The following is an 18,881-nucleotide window of genomic DNA, read 5'->3' as shown; positions in this document are numbered from 1 at the left end:
AGAGAAAAGGGAGAAAAGCAATGGAAATTAGTGAAATCCAAAATGAATTAGATAACTTAAAAACTAAATTAGCTCATTTTAGGAGGTCTCTTTGACTTTGAAGCATTAAGCGAATCAATTTCAATTAATGAACAGAAAATGTCTGAACCTAATTTTTGGGATCATCAAGAGCAAGCACAAAAAGTGATTAGTGAAACCAATCGCATGAAAGAAAAAAGTGAAAGCTTTCAAAATTTATCTACTCAACTTGAAGATACTGAGGCAGCCTTAGAACTTTTGCGAGAAGAAGAGGATAAAGATTTAGAAAGTGAAGTAGCAGCACAAGTTGAAGAGTTAAAGATTAGCTTTCAAAATTATGAATTATCCCTGTTGCTATCTGAAAAGTATGACGATCATAATGCATTAATGGAGATCCATCCTGGTGCAGGAGGAACAGAAGCAATGGACTGGGCAGATATGCTATTACGAATGTATAGGCGTTATAGTGAAAATCATAATTTAAAATTTGAGATTGAAAACTATGAACCAGGAGATGAAGCGGGAGTAAAAAGTGTAAGTATCCGAATTCAAGGAAAAAATGCTTTTGGATTATTGAAATCAGAAAATGGAGTCCATCGTCTTGTGCGTTTATCTCCTTTTGATTCTGCAAAGCGTCGCCACACTTCCTTTGCCTCGGTAGAAGTAATTCCAGAAATAGACCAGAGTATTAATATTGAAATTAATCCTGATGATTTACGTGTAGATGTTTTTCGCTCTAGTGGAGCAGGTGGTCAGCACATTAATAAAACTTCTAGTGCAGTCCGAATTACGCACTTGCCAACAGGAATTGTAACTTCATCTCAAGCACAACGTTCTCAGATTCAAAATCGTGAAACAGCAATGAATATGTTGCGAGCTAAACTTTTTCAATTAGAAGAAGAAAAAAAGCGGAAACAAACTCAAGAATTGAAGGGAAATCAAAAAGAAATTGGCTTTGGTTCCCAAATTCGTTCATATGTTTTCCATCCCTATAGCATGGTTAAAGATTTGCGGACAGGTCAAGAAACAAGTAATGTCAGTGCTGTAATGGATGGGAAAATAGATAACTTTATTTATAGTTATCTGCAATGGTTATTAAGTCAAAAGAATCCAACTTAAAGAATTAGAGGTGAGAGCAGATGATGTCTTTTATGATAATTCTTCTATTAGTAATAGTTGCCTTGGTAATTTTAAGCATTTTATTTGCAGTTTTTAAATTTATGATTGGATTATTACCAGCAGCGATCATAGTGGCCTTCATTTTTTGGCTTATTTATCGCTCTGATAAAAATAAAAACACTATATCAACTGATAAAAAAGCAGCGTCTTCTAATGGACATTCAGATGGTAATTCTAAGCGTAAACCAGCACGAGATGTAGAAATCAAAGATATTGACGATGGGGGTGACGACAATGGCTGAAGGAGTTAAAGTAAGTCAGTTAGTAAAAGATAATCCTACTTTACGTGTTGTAGAGGGAGAAGAATTTTTATCTAAAAAAGTAATCAAGGTTTCCGATATTTCTCGTCCAGGTCTAGAACTAACAGGTTATTTTGATTTTTATCCTAAAGAAAGAATCCAATTATTGGGGCGAACCGAAATTTCTTATAGTGCACGACTAGATACTGCTTCAAGGCAGAAAGTTTTTGAAAAAATGTGTACTCCAGAAACGCCGTGTTTTATCATTTCTCGTGGCTTACCAATTCCTGATGAATTAATTGTTGCAGCTCAAAAAACTGGAATTCCAGTTTTAAGTAGTGATATGGCAACCACTCATTTATCGAGTGTGTTAATGGAATATCTAGATGAAAAGCTTGCGCCAAGAAAGAGTATCCATGGGGTGCTAGTAGAAATCTATGGGATGGGTGTCATGATCATTGGAAATTCAGGCGTAGGAAAATCAGAAACAGCTTTAGATTTGGTCAAAAGAGGACATCGCTTGATTGCGGATGATCGAGTAGATGTTTACCAAAGAGATGAAAAAACTGTAGTTGGTGAAGCACCTAAGATTCTTAAACATCTAATGGAAATTAGAGGAATTGGAATCATTGATGTAATGAATTTGTTTGGAGCAGGTGCAGTTAAGGATAAGTCGGATATTCAATTAATCATTCGTTTGCAAAATTGGGATCCAAATGCAAATTATGACCGCTTGGGATTTAATGAAGACAAGAAAGAGATTTGTGATGTTTATGTACCTCAAGTAACAGTTCCCGTTAAGGTTGGACGAAATCTTGCAATTATTATAGAAGTAGCTGCGATGAACTTTCGAGCTAAAAAAATGGGTTATGATGCTAGTAAAAAATTTGAAAAAAACCTTACAGAGTTAATTTCAGATAATTCTCATTCCGAAGGAGAAATTAAATGAGTGCAGCTTTAAGTCCGATTGCCTTTCACCTTGGAAATTTATCAGTGAAATGGTATGGAATTTTAATGGCCACTGGGGTAGTAGTAGCAACCTTAATGGCAATTCAAGAGGGAAAAAGACGGCAAATAATGCCTGATGATTTTATTGATTTTTTGCTTTGGGCTGTCCCAATTGGCTTTGTTGGTGCTAGAATTTATTATGTAATTTTTGAATGGGGCTATTTTTCCCAGCATCCTGGTGAAATAATTGCAATTTGGAATGGTGGAATTGCAATTTATGGGGGGCTGTTAGCCGGATTAGCAGTACTAATAGTTTTTTGTAAAAAAAGACATTTACCAATTTTTTTAATGTTAGATATTATTGCTCCTGGTGTTATGGCTGCCCAAGTAATTGGGAGATGGGGAAATTTTATGAATCAAGAAGCACATGGGGGAATTACTACCTTGGCTTTTTTACAAAAATTACATCTTCCCCAATTTGTAATCCAACAAATGTATATCAATGGGCATTATTATCAACCAACTTATTTGTATGAATCTGTTGGAAATTTGATTGGATTAATTTTGATTTTGTCTTTAAGACATCGAAAGCATCTTTTTAAACAAGGAGAAATATTCTTATCATATGTTATTTGGTATTCACTGGTAAGATTCATTGTTGAAGGGATGCGAACGGATAGTTTATACATTGCAAATACTATTCGGGTTTCGCAAGCGTTAAGTTTAATACTATTTTTTGGAGCAATTTTATTATGGGTTTACCGTAGAAAAGTTGTTAAGCCAAAGTGGTATTTAGCTGGAAGTGGTTTAAAATACCCGTATAATATAGATTGAAGCATAATTGTAAATAGAAAGTTTGAGTAAATAAGAATGACAAAGATTGCAGTTTTAGGTAATGGGTCATGGGGCTCAGTATTAGGATCATTATTAGCTGATAATGGTGAAGATGTTGTCCTTTATGGAAATATTGAAAGTGTTAATGAAGAAATTAATGCTACACATACCAATAGCCATTATATGAAGGACTGGAGTTTGAATCCTTCAGTTAGTGCCACTGGTGACTTAGAAAAAGCACTTGAAGGTGCAGAAATAGTATTGTTTGTTTTACCAACAAGTGCTGTGAGAATTGTAGCTAAAAATGTTCGCAAAGTTTTAGATAAAACAAATAATAAGCCACTTTTAGTTACAGCAACAAAAGGTATCGAACCTGGAAGTAAAAAACTAATTACTGAAATTTTAACTGAAGAAATTTATCCAGAAGCTGAAGATGCTAAAAAGATTGTAGCAATCTCTGGACCAAGTCATGCAGAAAATGTTGCTAAAAAAGATTTGACTGCGATTGCTTGTGCATCTTTGGATGAAGAAAATGCAAAAAGAGTGCAAAAGTTATTTTCAAATGACTATTTACGTTTATACACTAATTCTGATTTGAATGGTGTTGAAGTCGGTGGGGCCGTTAAAAATGTAATTGCTATTGCTGCAGGAATTTTAGCTGGTAAAAATTACGGTGATGATGCCAAAGCAGCATTGATGACAAGAGGATTAGCTGAAATTACTCGCCTAGGAGTACAGTACTTTGATGCTGAACCAATGACTTTTAGTGGTTTAGCAGGAATTGGTGATTTAATTGTTACTGCCACATCAGTAAATTCACGTAATTGGCGCGCAGGGAAGCAACTGGGTGAAGGCAAACACTTAAAAGAAATTTTGGAAAATATGGGACAAACTGTTGAAGGTGCAACTACTGTAAAAGCCATTCATGAACTTGCCCAAGAAAAAGCAATCGAAATGCCAATTAGTGAAGCAGTATATCGTGTATTATATGAAGATGCGGATGTAGACGAAGAAATTAAACAAATGATGGGTAGAGAGCCAAAATCTGAGATTAATTTATAATAAAAAGTATAATAAAGAAAAGGATATGAAAAATAATCATGTCCTTTTTTTAAAGGAGAGATTTTTATGACAAAAAAGTATGATGTAATTATTATTGGAGCAGGCCCTGGTGGAATGACAGCCGCTTTATATGCGGCAAGAGCTAATTTGTCAGTTTTAATGCTTGATCGAGGTATTTATGGTGGTCAAATGAATAATACGGGTGCAATTGATAATTACCCTGGGCTACCAGATATTACAGGACCAGAGCTAAGTGAAAAAATGTATCAAGGAACAATGAAATTTGGACCTGAATTTGCTTATGGAGAAGTTAAAGATATTAAGTTAGAAGGTACAAAGAGAATTGTGGTTACAGATAATGGCGACTTTGAAGCGCCAGTTGTTTTAATTGGTACAGGAGCTGACCATCGGCATTTGGGTGTTCCTGGAGAAGAAGAGTATAGCGGCCGAGGAGTATCTTATTGTGCAGTCTGTGATGCAGCGTTTTTTAAAAATGAGAACCTTGCAGTAATCGGTGGCGGAGATTCAGCAGTAGAAGAAGGAATCTTTTTAGCCCAAACTGCCAAAAAAGTTACTATTATTCATCGTCGTGATACCTTGAGAGCCCAACCAATTTTACAAAAACGAGCTTTTGCTAATGATAAAATTAATTTTATTTGGAATGCTCAAACTGAAGAAATTATTGGTGATGGACAAAAAGTTACAGGAGTTAAGTATAAAAATAAAGAAACTGGAGAGCAAGAAGTTTTGCCAGTAGCTGGGGTATTTATTTATGTTGGAGTTATTCCACAAAGTAAGCCTTTTAAAAATTTGGGGATTACTGATGAGCAAGGATGGATTATCAGTGATGATCATATGAAGACCACAATTCCTGGAATTTTTGCTTTTGGGGATGTGAGAAAAAAGGATTTACGTCAAATTGCGACTGCAGTTGGCGAAGGAAGCATTGCTGGACAAGAAGCATTTAAGTATTTGCAAGATTTAAATGATAAGTAAAAAATAGTAAAATAATACTTGTAGAGATGAAATTAATTTTTGGGAGGACCTTATGAACGCAAAGGAAAGTTTTACCGTCTGGCAACAAGCTAGCAATATGCCTGATTATCTTCAAACCCAGTTAAATGAATTAGGTAAAAATGAAGAGTGGATTGAAGATGCTTTTGGCCAAGATATTAATTTTGGTACAGCAGGGATGCGAGGAAAATTAGAGCCTGGTACTAATAGAATTAACTTGTTTACTATTGGGCGAGTAACAGAAGGATTAGCTCGTTTAATTGAAGAAAAAGGCCCAACTGCTAAGGAGCGTGGAGTAGCAATTTCTTTTGACTCACGGTATTATTCACGTGAATTTGCAATGCATGCAGCTCGAATTTTAGGTAATCATGGTATTAAAGTATATCTTTTTGATGATTTACGTCCGACGCCTGAACTTTCTTTTGCAGTGCGCTACTTAAAAACTTTTGCAGGAATTAATATTACTGCTTCTCATAATGCTAAACAATATAATGGTTATAAAATTTATGGGGAAGATGGAGCACAAATGGCTCCAGAAAATGCGGAACGCTTATTTGAATTTGCTCAAAAAGTTACTGACCTTTTTGCGGTAAAAGCAGCTCCTGTTGAAGAATTAAGAGCAAAGGGACTTTTACAATTAATTGGTGAAGATGTTGATGAAGCTTACTTAGCTGAATTAAAAAAGGTAACTGTTAATCCAAAGCTAGTTAAAGCAAATGCAGATAATTTAAAAATTGTCTATACGCCTTTGCATGGTACTGGAAAGATGTTATATGATCGTGCTTTTAGACAAGGTGGCTTTACTAAAGTAATTCCTGTTCCAAGTCAATCAATAATTGATCCTGAATTTCCAACTACTGTTAAACCAAATCCAGAGTATAAGGATGTTTTTCTTCCAGGAATTGAATTAGCTAATCAAGAAAATGCGGATTTAATTGTGGCAACTGATCCTGATGCTGATCGAATGGGAGCAGCAGTTAGAACAGATAAAGGAGATTTTCAAGTATTAACAGGAAATCAAATTGCAACTTTAATGGCATATTATTTATTAGAAAACTTAAAGAATGAGGGTAAATTGGAACCTGATTATGAAATTGTAACTTCAGTAGTTTCTAGTGCTCTTCCCTTTAAGATAGCTAAAGATTTTGGAATTAGAACTCACCATGTTTTAACTGGTTTTAAATATATTGGTGAAGAAGTTGACCGCATGAATAAAGAAGATGACGGTAAATTTTTAATGGGATTTGAAGAAAGTTACGGTTATCTTTTCCAGCCATTTGCTCGTGATAAAGATGCAATGCAAGGTGCCATCATGTTTGCGGAAGTTGCTGCGTACTATGCTTCAAAAGAGATGACAGTTTTTGATGGGTTACAAGAAATTTGGCAAAAATATGGTACTGCTTATGAAATAACAAGAGCCATTGAGATGCCAGGTATTGGAGGCCAAAAGAAGATGGCAGAATTGATGACCAGTTTAAGAAATGATCATCTTACTGAAATAAATGGTGAAAAGGTTGTGGAAATCCAGGACTTTTTAACCCAAGAAATTATTATAGATGGACAAAAGCAACCATTAACTGGTTTTCCAAAATCAAATGTTTTGAAATATTTACTTGCTGACGAAACTTGGGTAGCATTACGTCCATCTGGTACTGAGCCTGTAATTAAGGCCTATGTCGGAGTGAATAAGCCAGATATTGAATCTGCTAAAAAGGCTGCTCAAGAATATCAAGCAGCTTTAAATGCCTTATTAAAATAGAACATTATTTAGTGCGAAAATTTGTTCGATGTAGTAAAATTATTATAGATAAATAAAAAGTTGGACTTTAGTCCAGCTTTTTTTGCAGTGTTAAATTGAAAGTAGGTGGCTGAGATGATAAAAAGACAAAAAGATCGTAAATTTGAATTGGTATCTAAGTTTAAACCGGCTGGAGATCAGCAGCAAGCGATTGATCAGTTAACACATAATTTTCAAACAGGTACTAAAGAACAAATTTTGCAAGGTGCTACTGGGACTGGAAAGACCTTTACCATGGCCAATGTAATTGCTAAGTTAAATAAACCTACTTTGGTGTTGTCGCATAATAAAACATTAGTAGGACAATTATATGGAGAATTTAAGCAATTCTTTCCTAAGAATGCCGTAGAGTACTTTGTCTCATATTATGACTATTATCAACCAGAAGCTTATGTACCAAGTTCTGATACTTACATTGAAAAAGATTCTTCCATTAATGATGAAATTGATCAATTGCGACATGCAGCTACCTCAGCTTTAATGGAACGTAATGATGTAATTGTAGTAGCATCAGTTTCATCTATTTTTGGTTTAGGTGACCCAAATGAATATGCTAAAAGTGTACTTTCACTTCATGAGGGGGATGAATATGGGCGCGATAATTTATTGCGTGATTTGGTAAATATTCAATACGACCGTAATGATATTGATTTCCAACGTGGACGCTTTAGAGTTCGTGGAGATAGTGTGGAAATTTTCCCAGCTGGTAACTCAAAGCATTCTTATCGAGTAGAGTTTTTTGGCGATGATATTGACAGAATCGTTGAATTAGATTCATTAACTGGAGAAATAATAGGTGAAAGGGAACAAATTTCACTTTTTCCAGCTACTCACTTTATGACGAATGAAGAGCGCATGACCAAGGCTTTAAATTCAATTAAAGATGAATTAGATATTCAAGTAAAAGACTTTGAAGGAAAAGGAAAACTGCTTGAAGCACAAAGAATAAAGCAAAGAACAACGTATGATATTGAAATGCTTAGCGAAGTTGGCTACACAAATGGGGTAGAAAACTATTCTCGCCATTTTGATGGGCGTAAACCAGGTCAACCTCCATACACTTTACTCGACTTCTTTCCAGATGATTTTTTAATTTTGGTAGATGAATCGCATGCTACAATGCCGGAAGTAAAGGCAATGTATAATGGAGACCGCAAGCGTAAAGAAACATTGATAGATTATGGATTTAGACTACCTTCAGCCCTAGATAATCGTCCTTTAAAATTAGAAGAATTTGAAAAACATGTCAATCAAATTATGTATGTTTCTGCTACTCCAGGAGATTATGAATTAAATCGAACTGATAAAGTGGTTGAACAAATTATTCGTCCAACAGGACTATTAGATCCCAAGATTGATGTACGCCCAATTGAAGGACAGATTGATGACTTAGTTGGGGAAATTAATAAACGAATCGACAAAAATGAGCGTGTCTTTGTAACAACTTTGACTAAAAAGATGGCCGAAGACTTAACGGATTATTTAAAGGATTTAGGAATAAAGGTCCGCTATCTTCACTCTGATATTAAAACATTAGAGCGAATGCAAATTATTCGTGACCTACGTTTAGGGAAATTTGATGTTTTGATTGGAATTAACTTGCTAAGAGAAGGAATTGACGTTCCAGAGGTTTCGTTAGTAGGAATTTTAGATGCTGATAAAGAAGGATTTCTCCGCTCAACACGTCCTTTAATTCAAACAATTGGTCGTGCAGCTAGAAATGCAAATGGGGAAGTTATCATGTATGCAGATAAAATTACTGACTCAATGCGAGAAGCGATTGATGAAACCCAGCGTCGGCGTACTTTGCAAATGGCTTTTAATGAGAAATATAATATTACTCCTAAAACAATTATTAAGCCAATTCAAGATTTAATTTCTGCAACTAAGACCACAAATAGTAAAACAGAAAAGGAAAAGAGCTTTGCTGAACTTAACTTTGATGAGTTGACAGCTAAACAAAAAGAAACTATGATTAAAAATCTAACTCAACAAATGCAAGAAGCAGCTAAAAAACTTAATTTTGAAGAAGCAGCTAATTTAAGAGATGCAATTATGGATTTAAAGAAATAAGAAAGGTGGTTAAGAAATGGAAAATAAGATTGTCGTACGGGGCGCCAGAGAACACAATTTAAAAGATATTGATGTTACAATTCCTAAAGATAAATTGGTAGTTATTACTGGTTTGTCAGGATCTGGGAAGAGTTCTTTGGCCTTTGATACCCTGTATGCTGAAGGAAGACGTCGATATGTTGAATCACTTTCTAGTTATGCTCGTCAATTTTTGGGTCAAATGGATAAAGCAGATGTCGATTCAATTGATGGTTTAAATCCAGCAATTTCAATTGATCAAAAAACGACATCTCACAATCCCCGTTCAACAGTGGGAACAGTAACTGAAATTAATGATTATTTACGTCTTTTATGGGCAAGAGTAGGAGATCCAATTTGTCCTAATGATGGTACTTTGATTCAAAAACAAAGTGTTGATCAGATGGTGGATCAAATTATGGCTTTGCCAGAAAGAAGTAAAATTCAAATTTTATCTCCTGTTATTCGTCAAAAGCGTGGTGCTCATAAAGAAGTTTTTAAAAAGATTCAAAGAGCAGGGTACGTACGAGTAATTGTTGATGGAGAAATGCATGATATCAGTGAAGAATTTGATCTTGATAAAAATAAGCGTCACTCTATTGATATTGTAGTAGACCGTTTGATTGTCAAAGAAAGTATCAAGAGTCGTTTGTTTGATTCAGTTGAAGCAGCCCTCCGCCTTTCAGAAGGATACATGGATGTAGATGTTATTGGTGGTGAAAAACTTAACTTTTCAGAATACTACGCTTGTCCAAAATGTGGGTTTAGTGTAGGTGAAATGGAACCACGGCTTTTTTCATTTAATGCACCCTTTGGAGCATGTGAAGCATGTGATGGATTAGGGATGAAATTAGCTGTTGATGAAGATTTGGTGATTCCTGATAAAGATAAAACTTTAAATCAAGGTGCATTAGTACCATGGGCCAATTCAAATTACTATTTTGATATGTTAAAGCAAACATGCGAGGCTTTAGATATCCCAATGGATGTTCCCTTTAAAAAATTATCTAAAAAGCAGCGAGATATCATTTTGTATGGCTCAAAAGAAAAGATTAACTATCATTTAGAGGGTGATTTTGGTGTTAATGATACTACGCAAGAATTTGAGGGAATTTTAAATAATATTGAACGTCGCTATCATCATCCAATGTCTAAATTTATGAGGGATGTAATGGGCAAGTATATGACTGAACTTACTTGTACTGTTTGCCATGGAAAACGTTTAAATGAAAAAGCTTTAGCAGTTAAAATAAATGGTAAAGATATCGCGGAAGCATCAGATTTGGCAATTGAAAAATCCCTTGGTTTTTTTAAGTCGGTTAAATTGAGTGAGCAAAAGACTTTAATTGCTAAACCAATTTTAAAAGAAGTTAAAGATCGTTTAACATTCTTAGAAAATGTTGGTTTAGATTACTTAACTCTTTCACGTTCTGCAGGTACCCTATCGGGAGGAGAAGCCCAAAGAATTCGCTTAGCAACCCAAATTGGTTCAAATTTATCAGGGGTAATGTATATTTTAGATGAACCTTCGATTGGTTTACACCAAAGAGACAATGATCGTTTAATTGCCTCCTTAAAAAAAATGCGTGATCTTGGTAATTCTTTAATTGTTGTAGAACATGATGATGAAACAATGAAAGAAGCCGATTATTTAATTGATATGGGACCAGGGGCTGGCCAGTTTGGAGGTCAAGTAATGGCAGCTGGAACCCCTGAAGAGGTAATGAATAATCCTCAGTCTTTAACTGGGCAATACTTATCAGGTAAAAAATTTATTCCAGTACCTTTAGAGCGTAGAAAAGGAAATGGAAAGAAAATTACAATTACTGGAGCTCAAGAAAATAATCTAAAAAATATTGATGTTGATTTTCCATTAGGAAAGATGACGGTTGTAACAGGAGTATCCGGGTCAGGAAAATCTACTTTAGTAAATACAATTTTAAAAAGAGCCTTAGCTAAAAAATTAAATAATAATTCTGCTAAACCTGGTAAGTTTAAGTCAATTCGTGGCTATAAAAATATCGAAAAAATTATTGATATTGATCAAAGCCCAATTGGTCGTACTCCAAGAAGTAATCCAGCTACTTATACAAGTGTTTTTGATGATATTCGAACTCTTTTTGCCCAAACAAATGAAGCAAAAATGCGAGGTTATACTAAGGCCCGTTTTTCATTTAATGTAAAAGGTGGAAGATGTGAAGCTTGTCATGGGGATGGAATTATCAAAATTGAGATGAACTTTTTACCCGACGTTTATGTTCCTTGTGAAGTATGTCACGGAACTCGCTATAATTCCGAAACTTTAGAAGTTACTTATCGTGATAAAACTATTGCGCAAGTTTTAGATATGACAATTAATGAAGCAACTGAATTTTTTAAGAATATTCCTAAGATCCACCGAAAATTACAAACTATTGTTGATGTAGGATTAGGATACGTTAAGTTAGGTCAATCGGCAACTACATTATCTGGTGGAGAAGCTCAAAGAATGAAGTTAGCAGCTGAATTACAAAAACTTTCAACTGGAAATAATTTTTATATTCTTGATGAACCAACAACTGGACTTCATACTGATGATATCAAGAGATTATTGGAAGTTTTGCAACGATTGGTAGATGAAGGAAATACTGTCTTAATTATTGAACACAATCTAGATGTCATAAAAACAGCCGATTGGTTAATTGATTTAGGCCCAGAAGGTGGCGAAGGCGGAGGTCAAGTTATTGCTACAGGCACTCCAGAAGAAATTGTAAAGGTAAAAGAAAGCTATACAGGTCAATATTTAAAGGCGGTTTTGGAACGAGATAAAAAGTTAAGTGAGGAAAATTAAAATAACAGTAAGTTGCAATTAACCTAGCAAGCAAGGTAAAATAATATACTAGGAGGATATTTAAATGAATAATTTTTCTAGTAGTGAGCGTCCACGTGGATTTGATTGGGGCGCATTTGTTGCAGGTATCTTATTAGTAATTGCTTCATTTTTACTTTTAAGATATCCAGGTAAAGGATTAACAGCCTTTGTATTTGTTTTTGGAATTTTATCTATTTTACAAGGAATTATGTGGATTTCTGCCTATGCGAGATTTCGTGAATTTTTCTCTCGTAGCTGGGTAACTTTAATTTCAGGAATTCTAGATATAATTGTTGGAATTTTATTTCTCTTTTTCAACGAAATTGGTGGCTTAAGCTTAGCAATTCTATTTGCAATTTGGTTTTTAGCAGATTCAATTATAGGCATCATCTTTTCATGGCACTTAAGAGGTTATTCAAATGGTTACTTTATCTTAAGTTTAGTTTTAGGAATCATTAGTTTAGTGATCGCAATTGTGTTACTTTTTAATCCATTACTTGCTGCTATTACTTTGGTATATTTAGTAGCATTCTGGCTAATGGTATTTGGATTTAACGAAATTTTTGTAGCATTTATGCATCGTTAAAAGGGAACCATCTTCTCGAATGAGGAGATGGCTTTTTTTTACCTAAAAAAGAAACACCCGGTGTGTTATAATTAATTCGTTAAGGAGGCAATGCAATGTCTGATAAAAAGAAACAACTATTAATTGTGACAGGAATGAGTGGCGCAGGAAAAACTGTAGCTATTAAATCACTTGAAGACATGGGGTATTTTGTCGTAGATAATTTACCTCCAGAACTATTAGGTAGTTTTTGGGAATTAATCAATAATTCAAACGATTTTAATAAAGTCGCTGTTGTAATTGATTTAAGAGTAAAAAGCTTTTATAAGGACTTAGTAGATGAAGTTAATTCATTGGAAGACAGTCAAAATGTTCAATCTACCATTGTTTTCCTTGACGCATCTGATGATGCGCTTGTGGCACGTTATAAAGAAACAAGACGTTTGCCACCTTTAGCCCAAAAGGGTCGCTTGTTAGATGGAATCCAGGAAGAAAGAGGCATTTTGAATGGAATAAAGAATGTTTCAAATTTAATAATTGATACTTCAGATCTAACACCTAAACAATTGAGGACTAAGCTAGAAGAAGAGTTTAATGAAAGCCAAAACGATAGTTTTACGATTGAAGTAATGAGTTTTGGCTTTAAATATGGGATGCCAATTGATGCAGATATTGTAATGGATGTGCGTTTTTTGCCTAATCCTTTTTATATTCCTCAATTAAAGCCTTTTACAGGGTTAGATCGGCGAGTATTTGATTATGTAATGAGTAAGCAAGAGACTCAAGTTTTTTATGAAAAATTTCTTGATATGCTTAAAGTAGCCATTCCAGGATATATTAAAGAAGGAAAAAAGAAACTAACAATTGCGATTGGTTGTACTGGTGGTCAACATAGAAGCGTCTCAATTGCTAGACAATTAGCGCTTGATTTAGCTAAAAAATATGATGTGGACATTTCTCACCGCGAAATTAATCGGTATTTACATAATTAGAGAGGATGAGGTAAATGGCCTGGGAAAAGCATAGAATTGTGCGTGTGATAAAAGGTCGTCGCCCCAAAATTGCTGTGATTGGTGGAGGAACGGGACTTCCAGTTATTTTAAATGCTTTAAAAGAAAGAAATGCGGATATAACAGCGATAGTTACTGTGGCAGATGATGGTGGATCATCTGGTGTAATTAGAGATTATATTAATGTAGTCCCACCAGGTGATATTAGAAATGTATTAGTTTCCTTATCTGATTTACCAAAAGAGGAAAAAGATATTTTTCAATATCGTTTTAATTCATCTGACTCATTTTTTGCAGGGCACGCAATAGGTAATTTGATTATTGCAGCGCTGGATGAAATGAAAGGAAATATTTTTGATGCTGTTCAAGGATTATCAAAAATGATGCAAGTAGATGGTCATATTTTCCCTGCTTCAAATGAACCTTTAACTTTAAATGCAGAATTTATTGATGGTTCAACAGAAGTTGGTGAAACTGAAATCACTTCAAAGAATAAAAGAATTAAGAGAGTCTGGGTAACAGATAGTCATGCTAAGGAACCAGAAGCAGTTTTACCAGTAGTAGCAGCTATTATGGAAGCAGATGCAGTAGTATTGGGTCCTGGAAGCCTATTTACTTCTATTTTGCCAAATTTAATGATTCCCAACTTAGCACAGGCAATTCGAAAAACGAAAGCAGAAGTAATTTATATTTGTAATATCATGACTCAACGTGGTGAAACAGATAATTTTACTTCGGCTGAGCATGTAAAAGTTTTAAATGATCATTTAGGTGGTCATTATATTGATACAGCCTTGGTTAATGGGGCAAAAATTGATATGACTAAATTTCATCCTGAGGATTACGATGAGTATCTTGTCCCTGTTAAAAATGATTTTCAGGGATTGAAAAAACAAGGATGTCGTGTAATAACCTCTGATTTTATTGATCAAAGAAGTGGATTAGTTTTTCATGATGGCAAAAAAGTAGCAGATGAAATTTTAAACTTGGCCTTTGAAGCCTTTGCACGGAGGCAGAGAGAAAAATAATGGGATCATATGCAAGTGATGTAAAAAAAGAATTAACAAGTTTGCCTGTGCACCCAGAGCATGCTAAAGCAGAATTAGCCGCTTTTTTGCGAATGAATGGAATATTAAGTGTCCACAATCGTCAATTTAGTTTAGATATCACCACAGAAAATCCTGCTATAGCACGGAGAATTTTTTCGTTGATTAAAACTGCGTATGGAATTGAACCACTATTAATTGTCTCTAAAAAGATGAAACTAAAGAAAAACTATCAATATTTGGTTCGGCTTCAAAAAATGGTAAATGAAATTTTAAAAGATCTAGATATTATTGATGAAGAACATGGTTTTATTACTGGAGTTCCAGAAAAAATAAAAGAATCCCGCCAAAGAGCAATGTCATATTTACGCGGGGCGTTTTTAGCTTCAGGAAGTATTAATAATCCAGAAACAAGTCGGTATCACCTAGAGATTTATTCATTATATGAAAATCATAACGATGATTTATTGAGATTGATTAATAGCTATTTTCATTTAAATGCAAAGAAGACAAAAAGACGTAATGGCTATATTGTTTACTTAAAAGAAGCAGAAAAAATAGGAGATTTTCTTCATATTGTTGGTGCAGTCAATGCAATGTTAAATTTTGAAGATTTACGCATTATGCGTGATATGCGTAATTCTGTTAATCGTTTGGTAAATTGTGATACAGCAAATCTCAAAAAGACAGCTAATGCGGCAGCTAAGCAAGTTGAAGATATAGAAGTTTTAGAACAAACAGTTGGATTAGATAGTTTACCTGAAAAATTATCAATTTTGGCTCGTTTTCGATTAGATAATCCAGAACTCTCATTAAAAGAAGTAGCTGCGCAGGTTCCGGATGGACCAATTTCAAAATCGGGAGTTAACCATCGTTTTCAGAAACTTCATTCGATGGCTGAAAAAATTAGAAATGAGTAAAAAAGAGATGCTAGGACTCTAGCATCTCTTTTAATGTATATTTAGACTAGTTTTTCTTGTTTACTAAAATTTCGTCAATTAAACCATAATCTTTTGCTTCTTCAGCAGTAAGATAATTATCACGTTCGGTATCCTTAAGAATTTTATCTAAAGGTTGACCAGTAGTTTCATGTAAAATTTGGTTTAATTTCTTACGACTCTTTAAGATTTCTTCGGCAGCAATTTGGATATCAGTTTGTTGACCTTGAGCACCACCTAATGGTTGGTGAATTAAAACTGTGGAGTTTGGTAAAGCAAAACGTTTACCCTTAGTTCCAGCAGTCAAAAGAATAGATGCCATTGAAGCAGCCATTCCGATTGCAATGGTTGAAACATCTGATTTGATGAAATTCATAGTATCCATAATTGCAAGACCAGAAGTAATTACACCACCTGGTGAGTTAATGTATAATGAAATATCTTTTGTGTTATCTTGCGCATCTAAGAATAAAAGTTGTGCAATGATAGAATTAGCCATTTGGTCATTAATTTCACCACTAAGCATAATAATTCTGTCTTTTAAAAGTCGTGAATAAATATCATAAGCACGTTCTCCACGTGCGGTTTGTTCAATAACTGTAGGTACAAGCATTAAACATAACCTCCTTAAAATTAAAATTAGCACTCTACTGCTTTTAGTGCTAATTAAAACATGTATTTACTATTATGTCAAATAAAGAATTTCAAAACACTTTAAAATTTTTTTAAATACGATAAAATAGAACATAGATCACACAGAGAAACTTGCTGTAATGAAATAAGATAGAGTGTATAGAGGAAGGTTAATTGTGAAGTATATCAAAAAGCAAAGGACAATGGTATTAGGATCATTTTTATCAGCAGCTGCTTTAAGTATGGTTTTACTTTCAAATCCAGTAAAAGCTGATAGTGTATCTTCATCACAAGTGTCCCAAACTACAACAACTCAAACTGATAATAACCAAGATAAAGAACCAACACAAACTGATAATACAAAATCTGAATCTCAAACTAGCCAAAATAATTCAGAAAGTACCTCTCAAGCTACTCAAGATCAGACAACGAATTCTGATAAAAAAGTAGGCGCAGTTCAAGATACTGATCCTGCTAATAATGAAGAAACTACAGATTTAACTAATGAAGACGAAGAAGATATTTATACAAATAACCTTAAATCTGTTCAAAATGCGGTAGCAAAACTAGATAAACAAAATAAAGCTGCTAATAAAGCTATTGAAGCTGCTAAAAAGCAAAAAAAGGTTGCTACATCATCTAAAAATACCCCTAAAAAAACAACTACTGTAAGTAAGCAAGACGAAGTTAAAGACACAACATTTAATCGCCATGTTACTTTTCAAGCAGCAGTTGTAAAAAAGGCTGGTAGTAAAAATTACAATGTTTACAAATCAATTAGTAATACTGGTAAATTAGGTAAAAAAGTTGGTAACGGAATTGATTATGCTAACAATCATATTGAAGCTACAGAAGTTTATCAAGCTACTAAGTACCGTTACTGGTTAATATATGTTGATGGGGTACGTACTGGCTGGGTAAATGAAAACTTTTTTGCTCGTAATAAGATTGAAGTTCCTAAGGTTGTTAGTTTAGTCAAAAATCCAGATACTAGTTTTTATACTCCATATGCACTATCTTATGCGACTGATGAGTATGGAAATGTTGTAGGAAATTGGAATGTTAAAGTATCAACTCAAAATGTAGATACTACTAAGGCTGGTACTAAAAAGGTTACCTATAGCGTTGGTAAAAAAGCAAAAGCTACAGTAACTTTCAAAATTAGAAAAAGTGATAAAGAAGGTATTGCTGAAGCTAATGCTGAAGTAAAACCAGGTACTAATAACTTAAAGAGTTGGCGCACGCACTATGGTCACTCAGAAAATTATGTAGATTATACAACTTATGCTCCAGAAAGTACCAGTCATACTTATAAAACTAATGGTTTAACTTTTACAACTAAGTTTTATCAACCATTATATTTAAATCAACAACCAGATATAAATACTCCACAAGTTAACGCAGTGGGCCATATTCCAGAAGGAATGGTAATGAGTGAGGGTTGGCTCTATACTAGTTTGCTTGCACACAGTAACTCAACTTCTGGTCATATTGTGGCTTATAATTTAAATGCTTTAAAGGATCCATATGCTAGTCAAAATCTTTCAAGTTTAACTGCTAAGAGTTTTACAAACTATGTTAAAAATATGAAAGTTAGTCCGTATATTTATACTGGACATGGACAAGGAATGGGAGCAAGTGACAAGTATATTTATGTTGTAGCTAACGAACATGGCCGCTACAATCCTGCTGACTCAGAAACTTTACTCCAAATCAATAAGAGTGATTTAACAGTTAATAAGATTTGGACGTTTAAGGCTTGGGTTGGAGATAGCAGCAATCCACGTTACTTCCACAATGCAGTTATTGTAGATGACAATACTATGTATGCTCTCTACCACAATACTAAAGATAAGACTTATGAGTACTGGATGTTTAAACGAACAGGTTCTAATTGGTATCCAACAGAGGTCGGAGCTACCGGTGGAAATTTTGTAAGTGGAAATGCACCAGTACAAGGATTTGCTTATGACAGTAAGCACAAAAACTTCTATATTGCCTTCAATGATTTAATTGTTAAAGTTGGTCAAGATGGCACTTATAAAGAAGCGTATACTTTTGAAACGGGTCGTGAAATTGAAGGAATCTCAATTTCTAATAATCGTCTTTATGTCAATTTGGCACAACGTCCTGAATTACTCGAAAGTTCAGAATTAACTGATTAAGATAAAAATGTATTCAAAAAGAAGATTCTATTTTGAATCTTCTTTTTGCTTATGAATTAAAATTATTTAGGTGAAAGATGGAAAATAAGTTAGGTGAAATTATTCATCAAGAAGCATTTATCCAATTAATAAAGTATGGCTTAATTGGAGTATTAGGATTAGTAGTCGATTTTGGAATTTTTTCTATTTTAACAATTTTTTTGCATTGGAATCCCGAAGTTGCAAATTTTATTTCTTCAACTTGTGGATTAATTAATAACTTTTTTTGGAATAGTTATGCTAACTTTAAAGTGCATAATCATTTACTGAGAAGATTTATAGAGTATTATTTAATTGGACAGATAACTACTTTGTTTACTACAGGGTGTTTATTTATTTTTGTAAATCAGCTTCATCAAAATCAAATGATAGTAAAAATTATTGCAACTTTAGTTGCTACCCTTATTCAATTTATTGTAAATAAATTGATTACTTTCAAGAAATAATGAAT

At 34.0% G+C, this 18,881-nt stretch carries 16 protein-coding genes; 15 read left to right on the top strand and 1 reads right to left on the bottom strand.

The features are described 5' to 3' along the window. The first annotated feature begins 20 nt into the window (after positions 1–20). From prfB to whiA, 13 genes are all read left to right on the top strand, one after another. Positions 21–1,137 (top strand): peptide chain release factor 2 gene (gene prfB, locus FP433_RS05750; RefSeq protein WP_265486562.1). Its coding sequence is split into 2 segments (ribosomal slippage): positions 21–92 and positions 94–1,137, totalling 1,116 coding nucleotides; the frame shifts between segments, so codons are not numbered across the junction. Between the two features lie 20 nt (positions 1,138–1,157). After that, positions 1,158–1,439 (top strand): hypothetical protein, encoded by a 282-nt coding sequence (locus tag FP433_RS05745; protein ID WP_265484131.1) that lies wholly within the window; start codon positions 1,158–1,160, stop codon positions 1,437–1,439. Then, positions 1,432–2,385 (top strand): HPr(Ser) kinase/phosphatase, encoded by a 954-nt coding sequence (gene hprK / locus FP433_RS05740; protein WP_265484132.1) that lies wholly within the window; start codon positions 1,432–1,434, stop codon positions 2,383–2,385. Before FP433_RS05745 ends, hprK begins: the two co-directional genes overlap by 8 nt. Beyond that, positions 2,382–3,218: a prolipoprotein diacylglyceryl transferase gene (lgt, locus tag FP433_RS05735; RefSeq protein WP_265486561.1), complete on the top strand. Its 837-nt coding sequence runs from the start codon at positions 2,382–2,384 to the stop codon at positions 3,216–3,218. Before hprK ends, lgt begins: the two co-directional genes overlap by 4 nt. 36 nt (positions 3,219–3,254) lie before the next feature. Next, the gene (locus FP433_RS05730; RefSeq protein WP_265486560.1) at positions 3,255–4,280 is read left to right on the top strand and encodes an NAD(P)H-dependent glycerol-3-phosphate dehydrogenase; all 1,026 of its coding nucleotides are present in this window, start codon (positions 3,255–3,257) and stop codon (positions 4,278–4,280) included. 66 nt (positions 4,281–4,346) lie between these two features. Next, entirely contained in the window at positions 4,347–5,276 is a 930-nt protein-coding gene (gene trxB, locus FP433_RS05725; RefSeq protein WP_265484135.1) for a thioredoxin-disulfide reductase, read from the top strand. A gap of 52 nt (positions 5,277–5,328) precedes the next feature. After that, positions 5,329–7,053: a phospho-sugar mutase gene (locus tag FP433_RS05720; RefSeq protein WP_265484137.1), complete on the top strand. Its 1,725-nt coding sequence runs from the start codon at positions 5,329–5,331 to the stop codon at positions 7,051–7,053. 114 nt (positions 7,054–7,167) lie between these two features. Then, positions 7,168–9,165 carry an excinuclease ABC subunit UvrB gene (gene uvrB / locus FP433_RS05715; protein ID WP_265486559.1) on the top strand — a complete coding sequence of 666 codons (1,998 nt, stop codon included), beginning with the start codon at positions 7,168–7,170 and terminating at the stop codon, positions 9,163–9,165. Between the two features lie 16 nt (positions 9,166–9,181). Continuing rightward, on the top strand, positions 9,182–12,013 hold the full coding sequence (gene uvrA / locus FP433_RS05710; protein WP_265486558.1) for an excinuclease ABC subunit UvrA: 2,832 nt from the start codon (positions 9,182–9,184) through the stop codon (positions 12,011–12,013). A 64-nt stretch (positions 12,014–12,077) separates the two neighbouring features. Beyond that, positions 12,078–12,620 carry an HdeD family acid-resistance protein gene (locus FP433_RS05705; protein WP_265484141.1) on the top strand — a complete coding sequence of 181 codons (543 nt, stop codon included), beginning with the start codon at positions 12,078–12,080 and terminating at the stop codon, positions 12,618–12,620. A gap of 95 nt (positions 12,621–12,715) precedes the next feature. After that, complete coding sequence (gene rapZ / locus FP433_RS05700) at positions 12,716–13,591, top strand: RNase adapter RapZ (protein WP_265484142.1); 876 nt, start codon at positions 12,716–12,718, stop codon at positions 13,589–13,591. Between the two features lie 14 nt (positions 13,592–13,605). Further along, a complete protein-coding gene (locus FP433_RS05695) occupies positions 13,606–14,637 on the top strand; it encodes a gluconeogenesis factor YvcK family protein (RefSeq protein ID WP_265484143.1) in 1,032 nt (343 codons plus the stop codon). Next, positions 14,637–15,575 carry a DNA-binding protein WhiA gene (gene whiA / locus FP433_RS05690; protein ID WP_265484144.1) on the top strand — a complete coding sequence of 313 codons (939 nt, stop codon included), beginning with the start codon at positions 14,637–14,639 and terminating at the stop codon, positions 15,573–15,575. The genes FP433_RS05695 and whiA overlap by 1 nt, the downstream gene beginning before the upstream one ends. Before the next feature lie 46 nt (positions 15,576–15,621). On the opposite strand, the gene clpP is transcribed toward whiA, so the two are convergent. After that, the gene (gene clpP, locus FP433_RS05685; protein ID WP_265484145.1) at positions 15,622–16,206 is read right to left on the bottom strand and encodes an ATP-dependent Clp endopeptidase proteolytic subunit ClpP; all 585 of its coding nucleotides are present in this window, start codon (positions 16,204–16,206) and stop codon (positions 15,622–15,624) included. 196 nt (positions 16,207–16,402) lie between these two features. On the opposite strand from clpP, the gene FP433_RS05680 reads away from it, so the two are divergent. Both FP433_RS05680 and FP433_RS05675 read left to right on the top strand, forming a co-directional pair. Then, positions 16,403–18,391, top strand: coding sequence for a GW dipeptide domain-containing protein (locus FP433_RS05680; protein ID WP_265486557.1), 1,989 nt, complete (start codon positions 16,403–16,405; stop codon positions 18,389–18,391). A gap of 77 nt (positions 18,392–18,468) precedes the next feature. Further along, on the top strand, positions 18,469–18,876 hold the full coding sequence (locus FP433_RS05675; protein WP_265484147.1) for a GtrA family protein: 408 nt from the start codon (positions 18,469–18,471) through the stop codon (positions 18,874–18,876). Positions 18,877–18,881: the final 5 nt, after the last annotated feature.

Source organism: Lactobacillus sp. PV012, assembly GCF_014522325.1.
Lineage (GTDB): Bacteria > Bacillota > Bacilli > Lactobacillales > Lactobacillaceae > Lactobacillus.
Note: the sequence above shows the minus strand (reverse complement) of the source record. Positions and strands in the feature narration are given on the sequence as shown.

What these genes read in the sequence shown, in the direction of transcription:
- uvrB (WP_265486559.1), top strand. Translation starts at nt 7,168, where the DNA reads ATGATAAAAAGACAAAAAGATCGTAAATTTGAATTGGTATCTAAGTTT.
- FP433_RS05730 (WP_265486560.1), top strand. Translation starts at nt 3,255, where the DNA reads ATGACAAAGATTGCAGTTTTAGGTAATGGGTCATGGGGCTCAGTATTA.
- clpP (WP_265484145.1), bottom strand. Translation starts at nt 16,206, where the DNA reads ATGCTTGTACCTACAGTTATTGAACAAACCGCACGTGGAGAACGTGCT.
- hprK (WP_265484132.1), top strand. Translation starts at nt 1,432, where the DNA reads ATGGCTGAAGGAGTTAAAGTAAGTCAGTTAGTAAAAGATAATCCTACT.
- FP433_RS05720 (WP_265484137.1), top strand. Translation starts at nt 5,329, where the DNA reads ATGAACGCAAAGGAAAGTTTTACCGTCTGGCAACAAGCTAGCAATATG.
- FP433_RS05695 (WP_265484143.1), top strand. Translation starts at nt 13,606, where the DNA reads ATGGCCTGGGAAAAGCATAGAATTGTGCGTGTGATAAAAGGTCGTCGC.
- rapZ (WP_265484142.1), top strand. Translation starts at nt 12,716, where the DNA reads ATGTCTGATAAAAAGAAACAACTATTAATTGTGACAGGAATGAGTGGC.
- trxB (WP_265484135.1), top strand. Translation starts at nt 4,347, where the DNA reads ATGACAAAAAAGTATGATGTAATTATTATTGGAGCAGGCCCTGGTGGA.
- FP433_RS05745 (WP_265484131.1), top strand. Translation starts at nt 1,158, where the DNA reads ATGATGTCTTTTATGATAATTCTTCTATTAGTAATAGTTGCCTTGGTA.
- uvrA (WP_265486558.1), top strand. Translation starts at nt 9,182, where the DNA reads ATGGAAAATAAGATTGTCGTACGGGGCGCCAGAGAACACAATTTAAAA.
- whiA (WP_265484144.1), top strand. Translation starts at nt 14,637, where the DNA reads ATGGGATCATATGCAAGTGATGTAAAAAAAGAATTAACAAGTTTGCCT.
- FP433_RS05675 (WP_265484147.1), top strand. Translation starts at nt 18,469, where the DNA reads ATGGAAAATAAGTTAGGTGAAATTATTCATCAAGAAGCATTTATCCAA.
- lgt (WP_265486561.1), top strand. Translation starts at nt 2,382, where the DNA reads ATGAGTGCAGCTTTAAGTCCGATTGCCTTTCACCTTGGAAATTTATCA.
- FP433_RS05705 (WP_265484141.1), top strand. Translation starts at nt 12,078, where the DNA reads ATGAATAATTTTTCTAGTAGTGAGCGTCCACGTGGATTTGATTGGGGC.